Origin of the sequence: Spiroplasma endosymbiont of Stenodema calcarata (assembly GCF_964031205.1) — a bacterium.
GTDB lineage: Bacteria > Bacillota_I > Bacilli_A > Mycoplasmatales > Mycoplasmataceae > Spiroplasma.
The window spans coordinates 36,532-55,187 of sequence record NZ_OZ035018.1 but is presented as its reverse complement, the minus strand read 5'-3'; the positions used below and the strand labels follow the sequence as shown (position 1 = coordinate 55,187).

Sequence of the window (18,656 nt, the reverse complement as noted above, 5' to 3'; positions counted from 1 at the left end):
CACCTATTTTCCTCTTGGCCGCATATGTGGAAATAATAAGACATCTTTAATAGAATCTTGTTTTGTTAATAACATAACTAAACGATCAATTCCAATTCCTAATCCCCCCGTTGGTGGCATTCCATATTCCAATGCCTCAACAAAATCAATATCTAATTCTTGTGCCTCATCATTACCATTATCACGTTCTGCTAACTGACTAACAAAACGGTCATATTGTTCAACAGGATTATTTAATTCTGAATAAGCATTAGCATATTCACGTCCTTTAATAAACAATTCAAATCGATCAGTAAAACGAGGATCTTTTGCATTTGTTTTTGCTAATGGTGAAACTTCAACAGGATGCCCATAAATAAATGTTGGTTGAATCAACTTATCTTCAACAAATTCTTCAAAAAATAAATTAATAACATGACCAACTGAATTATGAAATTTCTCAAGTGGCACATTTTTTTCTTTAGCAATTTTTTTTGCTTCTTCAAAGGTCATTGATTTTCAGAAGTCAACACCCGCTAATTCTTTAATTGCATCAACCATATGTCAACGTTTCCATGGTTGTTGAAATGAAATTGTCACGCCATCATATTCTGTTTCATCCTTATTTAAGATATTTTTCGCAATGTAACAAATTGTGTCCTCGGTTAATTGCATCATAAAATTCATGTCTTGATATGCAACATAAATTTCAACTGTTGTAAATTCTGGATTATGACGAGCATCCATTCCTTCATTTCTAAACAAACGGCCAATTTCATATACTCCTTCAAAACCACCAACAATTAATCTTTTTAATGGTAATTCGGTTGCTACTCGTAAATAAAAATTCATATCTAATGTATTATGATGCGTTGTAAATGGTTTAGCTGCCGCACCACCATAAATTGGCTGTAAAACTGGTGTTTCAACTTCCAAATATCCTTTGGAATTAAAAAAATCACGCATTAAAGCAATTATTTTACTTCTTTTAATAAAAATATCTTTTGTTTCAGCTGACATAATTAAATCAACATAACGACGTCGATATTTTTCTTCAATATCTGTCATCCCATAATATTTATCTGGTAATGGCCGTAAAGCTTTTGACAATAGAACAAAATCTTTTACCCGAACTGTTAATTCTCCTGTATTTGTTTTCATCATCACACCATTAACACCAACAATATCACCTAAATCAAAATTAACAAATTCCTGATACTTATCATCACCAACTTCATCATTGCGAACATAAATTTGAAAAATTCCATTTTGATCTTGTAATGTTGCAAAACTAGCTTTCCCTGCCTCACGAAATGTTTTAATTCGTCCGGCAATTTTAACTGCTGTCTTATCAGACATTGAACTTAATTCTTCTTTTGATAAATTATTAAATTGTTCATTAATTTCTTCACTAGTGTGTGTTCGTTCAAACTTTGCAATTATAAAAGGATTCTGCCCAGCTTTGACTAACTTTTCTAATTTATCACGTCTAATTTGTTCCTGCTCTGTAAAATTCCGTTTTTCCATTTTAACTCTCCTTAATTATTCAACAACACTAATATTATTATAATAGTCAATATATTCATTAACAAGCATTTTTAACTCAAATATTGTATTTATTTGTGTTGCTCGTACTTTATAATTCGTTGCTTCAGGTTTTCCTTTAAAATAAAATACCAAATTTTTTCGCATTTCACTAGCAGCAATACGCTCCCCTTTTAAATTTAGCAGTAATTCAGCATGGCGAAAAATAATATTTTGTCATTCATATAGTGGCGGCTGTTCAATCTTTTCATCTGTATCAAGGAAATGCTGAATTTGTTTAAATATTCACGGATTCCCTTGTGCCCCTCGGGCTAACATAACTGCATCACAACCCGTTTCTTCTAACATTCGTTTTGCATCTTCACAAGTAAAAACATCACCATTACCAATTACTGGAATATTAACATTTTCTTTTACTTTTTTAATTCAACTTCAGTCGGCTTTTCCTGAATAAAATTGATTACGCGTACGAGCATGCACTGCAATTGCTTTTGCTCCTGCTTGTTCACAATATTTTGCAATTTCCACACAATTAATATTTTCTTCATCTCAACCAATACGAATTTTAACTGTTACTGGTTTTTTAACATTTGCAACAACTGCCTTAACAACTTCATAAACACGCTGAGGATGCTTTAATAAAAATGAACCCGCTTGTGATTTAATCGCAATCTTAGGTGCTGGGCAGCCCATATTAATATCAATAATATCACAATCACTATTCTGATCAACATATTTAGCAGCTTCAATAAACGTTTCAACATCTGTTCCAAAAATTTGCATGGAAATTGGATGTTCTAACTTATTTACTTTAATCATTTGCAGAGTTCGTTCATTTCCTTGCACAATTGCTTTATCACTAACCATTTCTGCATAAACTAATCCTGCTCCTAATTCATGACAAATAATGCGAAACGCCTCATTTGTAATACCTGCCATTGGTGCTAAAAAGGCTTGCCCCTTAATTTCAATATTCCCTATTTTCATTTTCTTAATTCCTTCTTTAATTAATAGTCATTAGATAAATCTTAAAGAAAAATTATTATAAATTCAATAAAATAAAGTTATTTTTATTAATTTGTCTAGCCTTAAAAACTCTTTTCATAAGTTTTTGTAAATTATAGCCTACCAATTTTAATCAGTAATTTCTGTCACTCGTCGTTTTTTAATTGAATTCATTGCTGTAAATCATGATGTTAATAAAATAATAGTAATAATTGTCAAAGCAATTAATGGCCCTTTAATATCAATTGGAATATTTAAAACAATTTTGTAGAGATTATAAATTAAAACTCCCATTCCTTGTCAAATTAAAATCGAAACAATTCATGCCACAATAAAAGTAATAATAATACCAATAACATAACTACCCATCACAACAAAATTAATTTTGCGATTATTATATCCAATTGCTTTCATTGTTAAAATAATTGGAATTAATTCATCAATAATAACCATTACGACAACTACCAATAAAATTAAAATAATTAGTGTCACTAATAATCCAAACATTATCATTGAAGTATTCATTTTTGTTAACATATCATCAATTGAAATTCGAAGAATGCCTAATGGTAACATTCCAATGTTTTGCTCTGATGACCCTGACCCTGCCATTCCACTAATTAGAGTGGTAGTCACTGTTTTCGTATCCGCAGCAAGTAAGGCTTGCCAAATTGATTGATTATGGTTAGCAGCAAGGGCTAAATTATTTCCAATAAATTTTGAATTTTTAATTGACTCGACCATATTTTTTAAATTAATTTTACCCTCATACATTTTTTGCTGAGAATACAAACCATTGTAAATATTGTCTTCTGGGTGATTTGGAGTTATTGTATTTGGAATAAATAAATTATCCATTACATTATTATAACTAGTGTAAATATCACCAGAAATTGTATTATTTTTAGCAATCCCAGTAACTTCGACTGTAATATTAGTTTTATTTGGTGTTTCTGTTTTTACTTTAAACGTGTCACCAATTTTATAATTAGCATTTCGTGCTAATTTATAAGAAATTAAACCCTTAATTTTATTCGGCGTATTTACTGGTTTAAAGATTTCATTAATTTGTTGTTCCGAAATTCCTTCTCAATTCAAGGCATTATAATAATGACCGCCGACACTATCGTCATTATTAAGACCTCTAATTGTTACTCCCGGTTCATCAAGATCACTATCTAAGACAACTGGCAAGGCGTAAAATGTTGTTTCTTGGCTAGGATTATACCAAAAGTCATTAAATGTGACAACAGAATGAGCATTATCATCCATCATAATTGCATTTAACATTAAACTCATTAAATTTGAATAAAGACTCGGATTAAATTTACTTTGAACAAGGCTATTAATGTCCATTGCCGTAAAAATTGTTTTTAAATCTTTTAGATAAAGATACTGATTATTTCCATTTTGATCTTGCACATTATATTTTTCTAATAATGCAATATATTCTTGCCCCGCCGTTGGGGAAGTTGGATCAATTTTAATAAATTCTTCATGAAAGTTTGCCGCTGTTTTATTATTTTTTGTAATATCACTAACATCATGATAAGTTTTAAATTTAAAATTATATTGTTGATATTCTTGGTCACTCACAACTAACTGCCCATTTGTTTGACCATTGCCATTAATTCGTGGAAAGTTATTAAATGTTAGAGTGTGATCTAATTTATTATTTAAAATATTAAAGACCCCTCCAGTAATTGATTTAACAATGTTTGTTACTCCTAACATCATAATTAATAATAACGATGAAAAGAAAAATAAAATAATCGTTAAAGTAAATTTACCTTTATTCCGTGAAGTAAACGCAAGTTGTAACCGCCATGTAAATGCTTTACCACGTTTTGATAATGACCGTGATATTATCCCTGCACGAACAGTCTTATTACTGTTTGCAACATTATTCACTAATGACAAAATCGGCTCTTTAATATATAAGAAAGTTGTAATATATGAAGCAATTGTAAAAAAGGCTGGAACAACAACAAAAATTATTGTCATAAAACCTCACCCCGCATACACTTTCTCATAACTAATTGTTACCAATGTTTCAAATTGACCATACATATAAATTTGTAACGGAATCGAAATTAAATATCCCAAAATTAGACCAATCGCAATCGTTATTAATGTTTTAACAGTAAAAATTCAAACTAATTCTTTGGTACGATAACCTAATGCTTTAAAAATTCCTAACTGTTTTCTTGTCTTATTCATTTCTTTCTTCATAACAAAGCTAATAAAAATAAATGCTAAAATAATCATTCCAATTCCAATCAAAGTATAAATTGTTGTTGTTACTTTCATTGAATTAATTTTTGAAATTGGTCCTAATGAGTCATAGGCAGTCAGAACACCACTACTTGCTAAATAAACAGATTTATCAAAGTTATTCTTTTGGGTAAAAGCATTACGTAAAGTAACAAATGATGAACCATTTAAAAAATTAACTTTTTGATTTATCCCAAAATTAAAACCTTTTAGTTTATTTTGATTTAATCATACATTTTGATACATTTTATTTAAAATATCATCATTAACAAAAACGGCAGCATATTTAGAGGGATCACCCGTTATTGAAAAATAGTTTGCTTGTGATAAAGTATCTACTTTTGTTCCAAACCCACTAATCACTGGCTGATTTAATTCCGGAATTAATGTTCCTAATGTATAGAAATTAATTTTATTATTTAATTGATAATTGTTATCTTTTGCAAATTTGTCAGTAATAACAATTTCATTATTTTCTGTTTTATTTGTTCCTTTCAACATAATTAGATTATTAATTCATTTCCCTAAAATAGGACTAATTTTTTCAGTTCCACTCGTAAAATAATAATAACCATCTGGTGTAATTGCTGTTGGTGCAGCATATGATTCATAATAAAATTCTAAATCAACTGACAATACAAATTGATCTTGATAATTTTCTATAATCTTACTATTTACATAATAAGATGCATCATTGTAATAGTTTTTAATTGTGTTTTTAAAAACATCGTTAAAAACTTCACTAGCTAATAAGTTTTTTCCACCGTTACTAAGATTAGTTGGTGTATCAGGATATCTTGAATAATCATTTAAAATATTTTTTAAATCCTCTCCTCATGCCAATTGATACTCAGAATTACCAATTGGGTCATTATCTTTATTTTTCAAAGCATCATAACCAGCTTGTGATAAAATTCCCAATTGATTTGGACTTTTAAATGGGGTCAAATTATAAGCTGTTGATTCTGCAGCAAAATAATTATATGCAAATTCATTTTCAAATTTATTTGGAGTACTAATTAAACTATAATTTCAATGGTTTGCTTCTCGATTAATACTTTTATTTTTATTTGATAATTGCAATGGTGACGCTAACATTCCAATTACCGCTAACGATAGAATTGTAACAAATAAAATTAGACCTAGTGATTCAACTCATTGTTTAAGATAGGTTCTGATATAACTTTTTAAAACTTTCTTCATCTTTTTTTCCTCTTTTCTTATATACTTATTAAAAGAAGAAAAAATTAATTTCGTAAAGTTAATTTTCAGCCATTAACAACTATTTTGGTTTCTTTAATACTATTATCATTTTGTGTTAACAATAACAATTCCCAGTCTTCGCTAAAATTATATTCATCATTTAAATTAATTTTATTATTTTTATCATTAATTAAATTATTAAGATAGATTAAAAAGAAATCCATGGCACATGTAGCAGCCAATGTTTTTACGGTTGTTTGTTGTACCTTAAATAAAAAAAGAGCGTTTTTTACATTTTATTTGCACTAATTTTAGCAATTATTTTTTGAAGTAAATTTAAAAAACATAATTTTATTAATAATAAAAATACAATGAAAAAACATAATACTAAAATGCTTCGTAAAATATTAGTTAAAATATTAAATCAAATAAAATTTAAAAGATAATTAATGATTTTAAATGATATTAAAAATGACCACGGCGTTAAAAATAAAAATAAGATAATCAATAAGATTATTTTTATAATTAAAAAGAAAAATTTATTTTTAGTTAAAATAGCAGCAACTCATAAAATTCATGTTGGAATAAAGAAATATCAAAAATATGTGTGCAACAAAAAATTTGCATTTTCAAATCTTATTTCCGTAAAAAACATACTAGCATTCAAAAGACAAAAAACAACTGTAAAAATAATGTTAAAGAAATAATTTCGATGGTTAAAATTCTTATTATTAAGTCTTAAAAATGGCTTGGAATTAATCAATAACGTAATTCCCATAATGATCAGAAAAGAAACATAATAAAAAATATAATTATCAACATTATAATAACTACTATTACTATTTTCTCAAAGTATTTTTTCATTAATATGATCTTGAAAAATTTCAATCCTTAACATTTCTCTTTCCTTTTTTTATTTGTAAACTATTGATAATTATTATAATCAGAAAAATAGAAAAAATCTATAAAACATTAATATTAACATTTAATATTCTTTTGCCCAATTTTGTTGACTCTAATTATAGTATATAAGTTTTAAATATATCATTTAATTTACTATGGATTCGTTCATAATTATAAGATTGAATATAGTTGTATTCCTCGATCAGACGTCGTATATCTTTTTCTTAAATTCATTGAACTACCTAATTCTGTTAATTTTTTCATAATAGTATGGTCTTTAAAAAAGAACGTACTATTTTGAATAAAAAATTCTAATTAATTTCAGTCTGAGTATTGGCCAGCCAAATTAATTAAAACAAAATAGTTTTACCTAGAGTTAAATTTTTCTAATAAAACATCATCCCTAAATTTATGGAGCTATTTTTACTATAAGTGATCCTATGTTTCTTGGAAATTATAATTTAAAGATAGGACATTGTTTACATCTATTTATTTTCTCTCTCACATTAAAAAAGCGGAACGAGTTTGTTTTAAAAACGGATTTTGATTATTAAAAGAAATCTTATATTTTTCTGATTCTGATTTTGCTTTGACATAGGTTTTAAAACTATTTTTAAAAATATCTTCTACTTCTTGATAGTCCTTTCCATACATAATGTTAAACTCTTGATATAACTTTTTAAAAATATTTTCCTCACCTAAATTAACATTTGCATACTCTTCTGCATACGTTCTAAAAATTGGTAAAATAACTTCTGATAGATATTTAGTTATTAAATTAAGTTTCGGTAAATCATCTGTTACATTAAAACTTACAAAATGATTCTCATCTTGAACATAATCTTTAAATTTGACTTTGAACTTCATATGTAAATCAACAGAAACAAGACTAAAAGTCATTGCCGAACCACTATCCTCACTAGGTAAATTAGATTTATCAACTAAATTAACAGTATATTACACATCTGTTTTATCATATGATAAAGGTAAACTATCATGATAATAATTTGAATACTCATGAGCAATTTTTCGATTAATGTTATCGAATACTACATTTAAAACAGTATTAAAATAACTGATGATATTAACATCTTTTACTTGTTCTAACACATAGGATGTTTTATCTTTATTTACTGTCTGATAAATCTCAGTCAAAAGACTAACATTATTACTATCAATATTATTTTTAAATAGCTGTTCATTTAAATCATTTTTTGCCATAATTGCAATCTTCTGCAGGGTTTCTAAATCTTTTATTCTTTGCTCTTCCGTATTTTCGTCATTGGTCTTTGTCTTTGGTTTACAACTAACAACACCTGTGGCGCTAGTTGCTGACAATGAAAAAACGCCTAATAAACTAAGTAATTTTTTCATAATAAATCTTGCTCCTTTTTTTAATTATATATTAAAAAAAAGAAATTGACAATAGTTAGATTGAATTACATTTCAGCCCCCATTTTTGCTAACTCCCCTTATACTAATAAATATCATGTAAATGATAAACAAAAGATATTGTTACATTGAATGACTCTAGAATATATTTAATTTTAATGCCTTATTTAATTTTTCTAATATCTTATTTTGTTAATTTTGCCATAATAAAAACCTTTTTTATCCTAATTATACTTATCTTAAAAAAGATGATAATTTTGTGGATAAAAAAGGTTTAATTAATTAAAGATTATGATCAATCAATTTCACTTGGTTTTTTTGGATGTTCATTTCTCTTAATTTGATCAATTAGTCCGTTTCGCACATGAATGACTGTATTGGCAATATCAGCAATATTTGGGTTATGAGTAACAATAATAACTGTTGTTTTATATTTCTTATTAACATCAACTAAAATTTCAAGTACTTTGCGTCCCATTTCTTCATCTAAAGCTCCGGTTGGTTCATCACCAAATAGAATATCAGGATTCTTTGCTAATGCTCTAGCAATTGAAACCCGTTGTTGTTGACCCCCCGACATTTGATGGGGATACTTGTTCATTTGTTCTTCCATTCCAATTGTTTCAAAAATATCTTTAATTGTCATATCCTTATTTTTATTTTTGCTTAGGTTTTCCCCAACTTCGGCATTTTCTTTTGCAGTTAAATTAGTTAATAAATTATACTGTTGAAAAATAAACCCTACATTATCTCTTCTAAATTTTGTTAAATCAACATCTTTTAATAAGGAAAGATTATAACCAATAACAAAAACATCACCGCTTGAAACTTTATCTAATCCTGAAATAATATTTAGCAATGTTGTTTTCCCTGACCCAGAAGGGCCCAAAATCACAATGAAATCCCCTTTTTCTAATTTTATGTCAATTCCTTTTAAAACAGGTGTTTCAACTTCTCCGGTAATATATGATTTTTTAACATTTATTAATTCAATAACATATTTACTTGTATCTGGTTGTGTTTCCGTCGTTGAAATCACTTCCCCTTTTAAAATTCGTTTTGAATATAACTTAGTTTGTTTCTTCTGTTCTTTTAGTTTTTGTTTAAATTCTTTAACTGCAGTATAATCGATTTTCTCTTTCTTTTCTTTTGGTTGTTTTACTTTCGATTTTTTTTCTTCCGTATTAGGTGTTTTCCCCATTTCAGTCATTTTATTTTTGCTCCCCTAGTAAATATCACATATATTATTCAATTAATTTTTATTATAATAATATAATAACAAAATTATTTTAATTTTAGCAACTTATTTATATTTATTAAATTTATTCTTTTAACAAATCTTTTAAATCACTAGCTTTAATCAGATATTTCTTACGACAAAAATCACACACAATTTCCACTTCACTATTTTTTTCTAAAATTTCAGTTAGTTGTTCATCCCCCAATAGTTTAACTGACCCTAAAGCTTTTTCATAAGAACAACTACATTCAAATATAATAGTATCAGTTTCTAAAACTTTCGCCTCATTATCAATTAATTTAAAAATATTAGTTAAATTACCTTCTTGAATTAACTTGTGACTAATAGTTTCTAAATTCCCAATTTTTTCTTCTAAATAATCAATATCGCCATCAGTATGTTCTGGCAATAACTGGGCATAAAAACCAATGGCCTTATTAATTGTATTATCATCATTCATTTTAATTGAACAGGCAATTAGCGATTTAATTTGTTCACTTTGTGATAAATAATATGTAAAATCCAAATTAATTTCTCCAGAAATTAATTCTATTTGACCAGAAAAATTATCTTTCATTTCCAAATCTTTGATCACTCGTAAATAACCCTCCGTTCCTACTACTTGAGAAATAACATTTTGACTACGATCAATTTGTTCAACATCAAACTGTGGATTTCCACAAAAAGCCCGAACTTTATGTCCCCTATATTCCGCCATAATAGTTCCAATTGGTCCATTCCCATTGACAATCGCTGTTATTTTATCAGTTGCATTTTTCATATCACTACCAATTAAAATTGTTGCTAACACAACTCTTGACAAAGCAATTGTAGCTAACGGATTGGTGCTGTGTAATTTAATAATATTGTTTAGTGCTTCAGTTGCATCGACAATAGTCATTTTTACATTATGAAAATTACTAATCGCTTTTATTACTTTATCCATTTTCTTAAACTCCTTTATAATTTTGTTCACTCTGCAATTATAGTACAACTATTTTTAAAAGTAAAATGTAAAGTGCAGTTTGGTTATAAAAAGTTCCAAATTTAAAATAACTATCATTTCCACAAACTTTATTAAAAATTTGCATTCAAAAAAGATAGTATTATATATCTTTTAAGATTTATAATAAATAAAAAGCAAAAATGAATACTTCAAATAAAATTATTGTACATATTTTTTACATGTCCCTTTTATTTTAAGTATTCAGTCTTTCTTGCTTTTTTAAATTATTCTTATTTTTTAGTAAATTCTAAAGTAAATAATGTCGATGTCCAACCTGTATAGTAGACAGCATTATCTGTACCAAATATTAAGTCAAAATTTCAAACCGCACGACGACGCAGGGAAAAAGTATCTTTTGCAGAGTTTAAGGTAACATTATGTCCCCGTTTTTCTCAATCACCTGTTGTAAAAATATTTAATCCCCCCAAATTTTTTGCATCATCTGATTCTTTAAAATCATCAATTAAAATTTTAAGCACTTTTTGATATTTATATTCTGGTAAAGCTAAAATTTGATTAAATGCCTTTTCGGTAAGGTGAAAAACACCAGAGTTTTTATTAGATTCAAGACGAAAATGTTTGTAAAAGGCAGTTACTAATTTTCCATACTCCATTAATTTCTTATCCAAACCATCTTTTGTAATTTCAACTTGAACTTTTAATGCCTCACCACCATTCATCACTGCCCCTGATAACGGGAATCCAGCTACTTGAATCTTTGATAAATTTACATTAAAATAAGCTAAATTTAAATTATTGTTTCCAGTATTAAAGATATTAACTAATGACCGATAAAATGCCACAAAGTTTTCTGGAATAATTTTATCCGGTTGATAACCCATGCCTGTTCACACATAAGAAGCTGTTTTCTCTTGTACAATACCAACCCCATTTGTACTATTGTTAATGGCACTTGTTAATAATGTTAATAATGATACGGATGAATTATATTTAATGTTTGCAATAAGCTCTGTTAAATTCTCATCTTCTGCAATTACTGATTTTAATTTTGCTAAAATAATATTATCTAGACTAGAAAATCCTTCTGTATAGTTTACATTAAAATTATCATAAATTTCTTTAAAACCAGGCGTTTTATCAATTTGGAATGTTCCTTGCTCAATGAAAAATTTTACAATTACTTTTGAAAGTTTTTCAACGATTCCACTTAGGACATCTTTCATTGTTTTTGGATCATCTGTTATAACATATTCAATAAGATAATTTGAGCTAGTTGATAAATTTTTAAAATTAACCTTAAAATTAAAACTAAAATCTAATCGCACCGCTTTAATATCTTTAACGTTTGGATTTTGCGATATATTGGCCAATTGCTCCGTATCAATATAATTTAAATTATATTTCAGACTATCATTGAATAATTCAATTGGGTTAGTATCAATATAATAGTTTGAATATTCATTTTTAATTTCCCAATTAACATTATTAAAAATTGTCATAAAACTAGTTTTTAAAATTTCTAATGCAGAGATAACTTTTGGATCAATTTCATCTAATTCTTTATTAGGATTATCTTTATTAACCATTTTGTATAACTCATCAAATGTTGTTTGATATTCTTTACTATTAATTGTATTTTTATTCCGGGCATATTCTAAAAAGGACTTAGAAGTTTGCTGAGAAATTTTATTTAAGATCTCAGCATCTTTTGCGATGCCCGTATTTGAATCATCTTCAGGTTGTTCATAACGACAGCTAACAATTGTACTGACCCCAGAAAGTGTTAAAACAGAAGTTCCAAGCAGGGCTAATAATTTTTTCATATTTATTTACTCCTTTTAAAAACAATATTACTTGTTTTGCTTATTATAAGAAAAAAAAAAAAAAAAAGCAAGTAGTATTCTAAAGTAAAGAAAATATAAAAATAAATTAAAATGAGCGGATGGACCCCTAAAATAGTACAAAAAAAGATAATCCTAATATCTATAAAATTTAGTCTCTATTTTTATTATTGTATAATGTAAATCTAAGCTCCAAATTTATCTCTTGTTATTTTGATAATAACATTCATTTAAAAAAATACAACTATTTTTTTAAAAAAAAAAAAATTATTTGTAAATTTATCTTAATTTTAGCACACTGAAAAATAGTTTGTTAAATTATTCAAATAAACTTATCTAAAATTCTCTGAAAATACCTCTTTTGCTGTTCTTCAATTCAAAACAGGCCTTAATTTTTCATTTATAATATTAACTACTCAATCTATTTTTTGTTGACTAACATTATTAAAATCTGTTCCTTTAGGATATCATTTTCTAAATTCACGGTTCATTCTTTCAATTAAAGGTTTTTGTTTAGGTGAACCTGGGTCGCAAAAATAAATATTAGAACCAGTAATTTTTTCCATTTCCTCAAACTTACTAAATTCTTTCCCTCTATCTGTTATTATTCCTTTAATTTTTCCAACTAAACCATTAATTCTAACTAATTCTTCAAGTTTTTCTAAAACTTCATTAGCAGTATGTTCTTCTAATTTCATAACAAAATAATTTTTACTATTTTGTTCAACTAAAACTAAATTACTAGATTGATGGTCTTTACCAACTACTGTATCCATTTCGAATCAACCAACATCAGTGTCTTTATTTTCAATATCTCATATTGATTTAAATCTTTCATCTAATTTGCCACGATTATCAGGTCTTTTCTTTGTTCTATTTCTTCTTCCACCATTTAATAAATTTTTCTTTAACAAACCCAAAAGACCTAAAAAAATTCATTTATAAAATGTTTTAAGACAAGCGGGAAAATTGATACCAAAATTTATTAAAAATCGATGAATAATTTCTGCTGGTGAATCTCCCAAAATATTAAATCTTAAATTTAAAAATTCTTGTTGTTCTTCTGTAAATGTTGGTATTTTTTTAATACATTTCTGTCGTTTTTTATAATAATCATGTGCCTCACGGGCATTATAATCTTCTATATTTGTAAATCTATTAATTTCTCTTTTAACAGTATTAATATCTCTTCCTGTTTGTCTTGATATTTCAGATAAATTAAGCTTACCATTTTTCTTTTTACAACTATCAGATAACAATAAATCATTAAAAAATCTTCGTTCATCATATTTTACATGTGTATAATCTTTCATTACTCTATATTTCCTCCAATTCTTTTATAAAAATAGTTATACATTAAATTTATAAAAAAGATAAATTTTCACATTTTTTTAAATTAAATTATTGCTTTAATTTTGTCGAAAACTCTTGATATTTATAGAATATATCTAATTTTAGGTATATTTTTAATATATAGAGGTAAATAATTGATGGAAAAAATAATTACAGAATTAAAAAACAGTTTTACAGATGATCAATTTTTAGAATTTGCTGAAAAAATAAAAAAAGAAGCAGAAGTAATCAAAAAACAAAAACGTTTAAATGAAATTGATCAAAAATTTAGAGATAAAGGCATTATATGTCCTGATTGTAAATCTTATCATTGTGTTAAAAATGGTCATAATCCCGAAGGAAAACAAAAATATTTATGTAAAAAATGTCGTGCTAGTTTTGATGCTTTTCGTCATCATTTTACTTATTGAAGTCATTTAAATTATGAACAGTGAAATTTATTAATTCAAATTTCATTATTAGGACAATCTAGTAAAATAATTTCCCGTTTTATTAAAACAACACCAAAAACTGCTTGATATAATCGTCAAAAATTAATGCAATCAAAACAATTAGAAAATACTCAATTAAAATTTAAAAAATTAAATGGTCAAATCCAAATTGATGAAACTTTTATTAAAGAAATCCATAAAGGTAATTTTAAAGATAAATTTGATAAACGAAAAACTCATCTTGATCCATTTTCAACTAATACCAAATGCTGTATTCAAATGGTAGTTGATAGCAATAATAATATTTTTGTTCAATCCACCAATACCAAACGATTACAAAAACAATGAATTATTGAAAATATGAATAAGCAATTAATTAAAGAAAAATCAATAATTATTTCTGACATGCAACCATTATATTTATTAGTAGCAAAACAAACAAATTCTACTCTATATTCTACCAAAACTAGTACAAACCCTGATACTAGTTATCGAAAGTTAAATAAGATTAGTAAATTACAATCGAGTCTTAAAGAAGCCTTAATTCATTATCATGGTTTGGGTTTCACTAATATTCAAAATTATTTAAATCTATGAAAATGAAAATACCAACATAAAGGTTTAACACCAAAACAACAATCAACGGTATTATATTTTAACGTTTAAAAAATTTAAAGCAAAATCATGATCTTAAACAAAATTATTTTTCAAATTGTCATATTGATGATTTTTTTATTTCATCAAGAGTTTTCGACAAAATTAAAGAATTATTGACAAATATATTATTAATTATATAATTAAATTGTAGCAAGCTCCAATTTATCTCTATATGCTTGTATACTAAAATAAAAAGTAAATTACTTTACTTTTTTTTATTTTGATGTAAAATATAGATAATAAAAAAAGAACTTGTGAAAATTCTTTTATTTATCAGATATTTATTTACTCTTTTATTTAATCATATTCATTAAATAATAGCAATTTTAATATGCAAAAAGGAGTAAAAAATGAAAGAATTTAATCCAAATAAAGCAAGTTATACAACAATTTGAAGAAAAATTGAAGAGTTTTGAAAAGATAAGGAAACAAATATCCCCTATACTTTGAACGATTTAACCGATAAACTCAATCTTTCTAGCAGATGAAGACATGAAACTTACAAGAGCGAAAAGATAGTACCATATATTCAAAAGCAAGTGGATAAAATTGAGAGTGAATTAATTAAAACAATGGTTAAAACACCTGATGGAGTAAAAACATATTGACAACGAGCATTTAATCATAAATATTCACTCCAAGAAAAACAATTAGAACAAGAATTAAACTTAAATAATCAACAGCCAATAATTGTTAATTTACAAACTGATATTAGAGATATTAAAAAAGAAAGTGATAATAATGCTTAATCATTTTACTTATTTGTTAGAAACGCCCTATTGGTTATTGCAAAATAGTAGTATTGGTAATAAATATCCCTTTGCTAAAAAGTTTGAGTTAGTTAATGAAATTAATCAAATTGGAACACGATATAGTGGTAAGACTATATCAAATATTAAAATGTTTGGTGAATTATTAAAAATTAGTTTATTAATTAAAGAGCCAATTTGTATAATTGCTAGTATGTATTGAAGTAAAGATTTAAAAGATAGTGTATTTCAAAATATATGAAATATGCTAGATGAAAATCATATTCCTTATACTATTAATTTATCAAATTTTACTTTTACTTTATCAAATGGCAGCAAAATATATTGTAAAGGTTTACATTCACCAAGTCGGAAAGAAAAATTAAAAGCTTTTGCTGATTTGAATAAATATAAATTAGTTATTGATTGAAGAGAAGAATGCGACCAATTTCAACAAAAAGATTTAAGTGATTTAGAGTTTGCTATTCGTGGTTATCAAAATAAAATAACAATTAATACATGTAATCCTGAAAGTTTAAAAAGATATATTGTTGGTTATTGTAATGAATTATTACCTTTTAATGAAGAAATAATGCGTAGTAAATATGAGCAAATTAAGTATATTGAAAAATGAAATATGAAAATTATTATTCATTATTCTAGTTGAAGATTAAATTATGAATTACCACAAGATAAAGTTAATGAACAATTAAGATTAGAACAATTAGATATTGAAAGAGCAAGAGTATGGAGTTGAGGATTGCCTGGCAATACTAGTGGGTCAATCTTTGCAAGATATATTGATATTATGCAAGCAACAGATATTATTCAACCAACTAAGTTATTAGGTGGTGTTGACATTGCGAATGCTACTAGTCCCAAAGGACATACAACAGCAGCGAGTTTTTGAATATATAATTCATTTGATAAAAAAGCATATAAAGTAGCAGAATATACACACTCAAATGCTACTCAACAATTTAAAACTGAATTAGAACAAGTTAAAGATATTTTAGAGTTTTATAACAATCAATTAAATCAATATTTTAATTTAATACAACAAGGTATATCAATTAATGTTGATGATAGTGCTTATTCAACATTACAAAGTTTAAACCGAGAGAAATATAATTATAATTTTGGTCAATATATGACATTTAAACCAGCACAAAAACAAAAATTTAAAGTAAGACATCGTGTAGAAGCATTTACAATGTTAATAAATACTAATCAATTAAAATGATTATGAGAAAAATGTCCTGTAAGTAAAACCCAATATGAATTAATTCAATGAGAAGATAAGTCTGAAGCAAGAGAAGAAAAAGTATTAGACTTATATGATGATACATTTGATAGTGATTTTTATGCTTTACATTTTGAATTAATACCAATGGTTAAACATAATAGTTCAGCAGATTATAAATTATGACAACAAAGGGAGTGAATAACTTAATGAAAAAAGATATTTATGTAATACATGATGAACGTGTAATAAATGCAAAAAGACCTTATATGTCTGTTTGTGGACAAGTTAAAAAAAGACTTTGTCAAGAATTAAAAAAAGATAATATCGCAATATGTAAATTAAATTTATATAACGAATATATTAAGAAATATCAAAAAGTTAAAGTATGTGTACAAGTTTTAGCAAATGAACCAAATTTATTAACAGTAAATATTATTAATTATGCACTTATTTTAAAATTAAAGGAGCAAAATAACAATGAATAATACTTTCCCTAGTTTACCAAACTTAACTGATATTAATAGTGTTTTAAAATTTTATAATTATGAATGAACAATTAATTTAGCAAATATTATTGCTCGTCATCAAATGCGGCTAATAAATGGTAAAGATATTTTATTTAAGTCTCATCGTAAAGACATTTTAGAAAAATTAAACTGATGATATGAAACTTATAAAATTAAAGAAAAATTAGATAAAAATGAATTAACAGCAAGTTTAATGGGTAAAACTATCTTTGGTTTATTAGAAACTAGTGATGGTAATATTGATTTATGAATTAATCCTTTTAACTTTACATCACGAGTAAGTAAAATAAATGAAATTGAACAAGGTGCTGATATTTGATTAAATTATCATCAATCAGACAGTGGTTTTATTTTAAATTTAATTTGTACAAAATATAAAATAGTTATTAAAGGTTGACCTAAAAATAATGAAGTAGTTGTTGGTCAAAGTAAAACACAAATTAAAGATGATGTTAAACCTGTTTTAGTACAAGAATTTAATAATAAATTAGGTATTGTACCTTTTTGAGAAATGATAAATGAACCTAATCCGTTGTTCTTATCAACATCAACAACTTTAAATCCATGACCTACTATGGCAAATTGTTATAAATTACAATTTGATTTAGAAGATAGTTTTAATATTAAATCAAAAGAAAGATGAGCAAATCGTACACACTGATATGGAGTATTAGATGATGATTTAATGACTGCTTATAATAAAGGTAATAAAAAAGTAATACAAGATGCTTTTGATGATATTTTTATTCAATCAGGTCAATCAGCCGTAGATGGTCAATTATCACAATCTTTACAAGTAGTACAAGGTACACCAACACTAGAAACATATACAGAAGACCAAAAAGCAATTATTGAACAAGTATATTTAGCATGTCATTTTTCTAGTCCTTTTGGTGATAAATCAGATAATGACCAAAATAAAACACAATCATTATTAACTAAAACAAAAGATTTAGAAAAACAAGCATATTTACAAGCATATCGTAAGCAATACTATACAAAAGTATTTGATACAGTTTTAAAATATTATGGTTTATGAGATGGTACTGGTGAAAGACCTTATGGTTTTGATTTTGTTAGTGCTAGTTTAGTAGATCAAATGCGACAAAATGAATTAATTACTGCTAGATTAGAAAATGGAACAATGGAGCCAGTAAGAGCAATTACTGAATATGATAATATTGATGAATTAGAAGCAAATAAGTATTTTGAAAAAGTAGAAGCATGACAAGATAAAATGCAAAGTAAAGAAATAGAACATAATAATAAATTAATGGAATATGATGAAACTGGTAATAATCAAAATGCTACCCAAGGTCGAACAGAAATAAAAGAGGATTAAAA

15 protein-coding genes are annotated in these 18,656 nt (G+C 26.1%); 5 read left to right on the top strand and 10 right to left on the bottom strand.

Annotated elements, in window-relative coordinates:
• Window positions 1–3: 3 nt before the first annotated feature.
• From lysS to ACQH24_RS00235, 10 genes are all read right to left on the bottom strand, one after another.
• The gene (lysS, locus tag ACQH24_RS00280; protein ID WP_425380066.1) at window positions 4–1,506 is read right to left on the bottom strand and encodes a lysine--tRNA ligase; all 1,503 of its coding nucleotides are present in this window, start codon (window positions 1,504–1,506) and stop codon (window positions 4–6) included.
• A 15-nt stretch (window positions 1,507–1,521) separates the two neighbouring features.
• Complete coding sequence (dusB, locus tag ACQH24_RS00275; protein WP_425380065.1) at window positions 1,522–2,511, bottom strand: tRNA dihydrouridine synthase DusB; 990 nt, start codon at window positions 2,509–2,511, stop codon at window positions 1,522–1,524.
• Between the two features lie 147 nt (window positions 2,512–2,658).
• Entirely contained in the window at window positions 2,659–6,006 is a 3,348-nt protein-coding gene (locus ACQH24_RS00270) for an FtsX-like permease family protein (RefSeq protein ID WP_425380064.1), read from the bottom strand.
• A gap of 44 nt (window positions 6,007–6,050) precedes the next feature.
• Window positions 6,051–6,248 (bottom strand): hypothetical protein, encoded by a 198-nt coding sequence (locus tag ACQH24_RS00265; protein ID WP_425380063.1) that lies wholly within the window; start codon window positions 6,246–6,248, stop codon window positions 6,051–6,053.
• 1,150 nt (window positions 6,249–7,398) lie between these two features.
• Entirely contained in the window at window positions 7,399–7,776 is a 378-nt protein-coding gene (locus tag ACQH24_RS00260; protein WP_425380062.1) for a hypothetical protein, read from the bottom strand.
• Window positions 7,777–7,866: 90 nt separating this feature from the next.
• Window positions 7,867–8,283: a lipoprotein gene (locus ACQH24_RS00255; RefSeq protein ID WP_425380061.1), complete on the bottom strand. Its 417-nt coding sequence runs from the start codon at window positions 8,281–8,283 to the stop codon at window positions 7,867–7,869.
• Between the two features lie 307 nt (window positions 8,284–8,590).
• A complete protein-coding gene (locus ACQH24_RS00250; RefSeq protein WP_425380060.1) occupies window positions 8,591–9,511 on the bottom strand; it encodes an ABC transporter ATP-binding protein in 921 nt (306 codons plus the stop codon).
• 112 nt (window positions 9,512–9,623) lie between these two features.
• Window positions 9,624–10,487, bottom strand: a complete 864-nt coding sequence (locus ACQH24_RS00245; RefSeq protein WP_425380059.1) for an Hsp33 family molecular chaperone HslO — start codon at window positions 10,485–10,487, stop codon at window positions 9,624–9,626.
• 290 nt (window positions 10,488–10,777) lie between these two features.
• On the bottom strand, window positions 10,778–12,331 hold the full coding sequence (locus ACQH24_RS00240; RefSeq protein ID WP_425380058.1) for a hypothetical protein: 1,554 nt from the start codon (window positions 12,329–12,331) through the stop codon (window positions 10,778–10,780).
• A 350-nt stretch (window positions 12,332–12,681) separates the two neighbouring features.
• Window positions 12,682–13,662, bottom strand: a complete 981-nt coding sequence (locus ACQH24_RS00235; protein WP_425380057.1) for an IS30 family transposase — start codon at window positions 13,660–13,662, stop codon at window positions 12,682–12,684.
• A gap of 177 nt (window positions 13,663–13,839) precedes the next feature.
• Here ACQH24_RS00235 and ACQH24_RS00230 point away from each other — a divergent pair, with 177 nt between their 5' ends.
• The 5 genes from ACQH24_RS00230 (at window position 13,840) to ACQH24_RS00210 (ending at window position 18,654) form a co-directional block, all read left to right on the top strand.
• A complete protein-coding gene (locus tag ACQH24_RS00230) occupies window positions 13,840–14,799 on the top strand; it encodes a transposase (protein WP_425379371.1) in 960 nt (319 codons plus the stop codon).
• 341 nt (window positions 14,800–15,140) lie between these two features.
• The gene (locus ACQH24_RS00225; RefSeq protein WP_425380056.1) at window positions 15,141–15,539 is read left to right on the top strand and encodes a hypothetical protein; all 399 of its coding nucleotides are present in this window, start codon (window positions 15,141–15,143) and stop codon (window positions 15,537–15,539) included.
• Entirely contained in the window at window positions 15,532–16,992 is a 1,461-nt protein-coding gene (locus ACQH24_RS00220) for a PBSX family phage terminase large subunit (RefSeq protein WP_425380055.1), read from the top strand. Before ACQH24_RS00225 ends, ACQH24_RS00220 begins: the two co-directional genes overlap by 8 nt.
• Complete coding sequence (locus ACQH24_RS00215; protein ID WP_353487204.1) at window positions 16,992–17,270, top strand: hypothetical protein; 279 nt, start codon at window positions 16,992–16,994, stop codon at window positions 17,268–17,270. The genes ACQH24_RS00220 and ACQH24_RS00215 overlap by 1 nt, the downstream gene beginning before the upstream one ends.
• The gene (locus ACQH24_RS00210; RefSeq protein ID WP_425380054.1) at window positions 17,263–18,654 is read left to right on the top strand and encodes a hypothetical protein; all 1,392 of its coding nucleotides are present in this window, start codon (window positions 17,263–17,265) and stop codon (window positions 18,652–18,654) included. Before ACQH24_RS00215 ends, ACQH24_RS00210 begins: the two co-directional genes overlap by 8 nt.
• Window positions 18,655–18,656 lie beyond the last annotated feature (2 nt).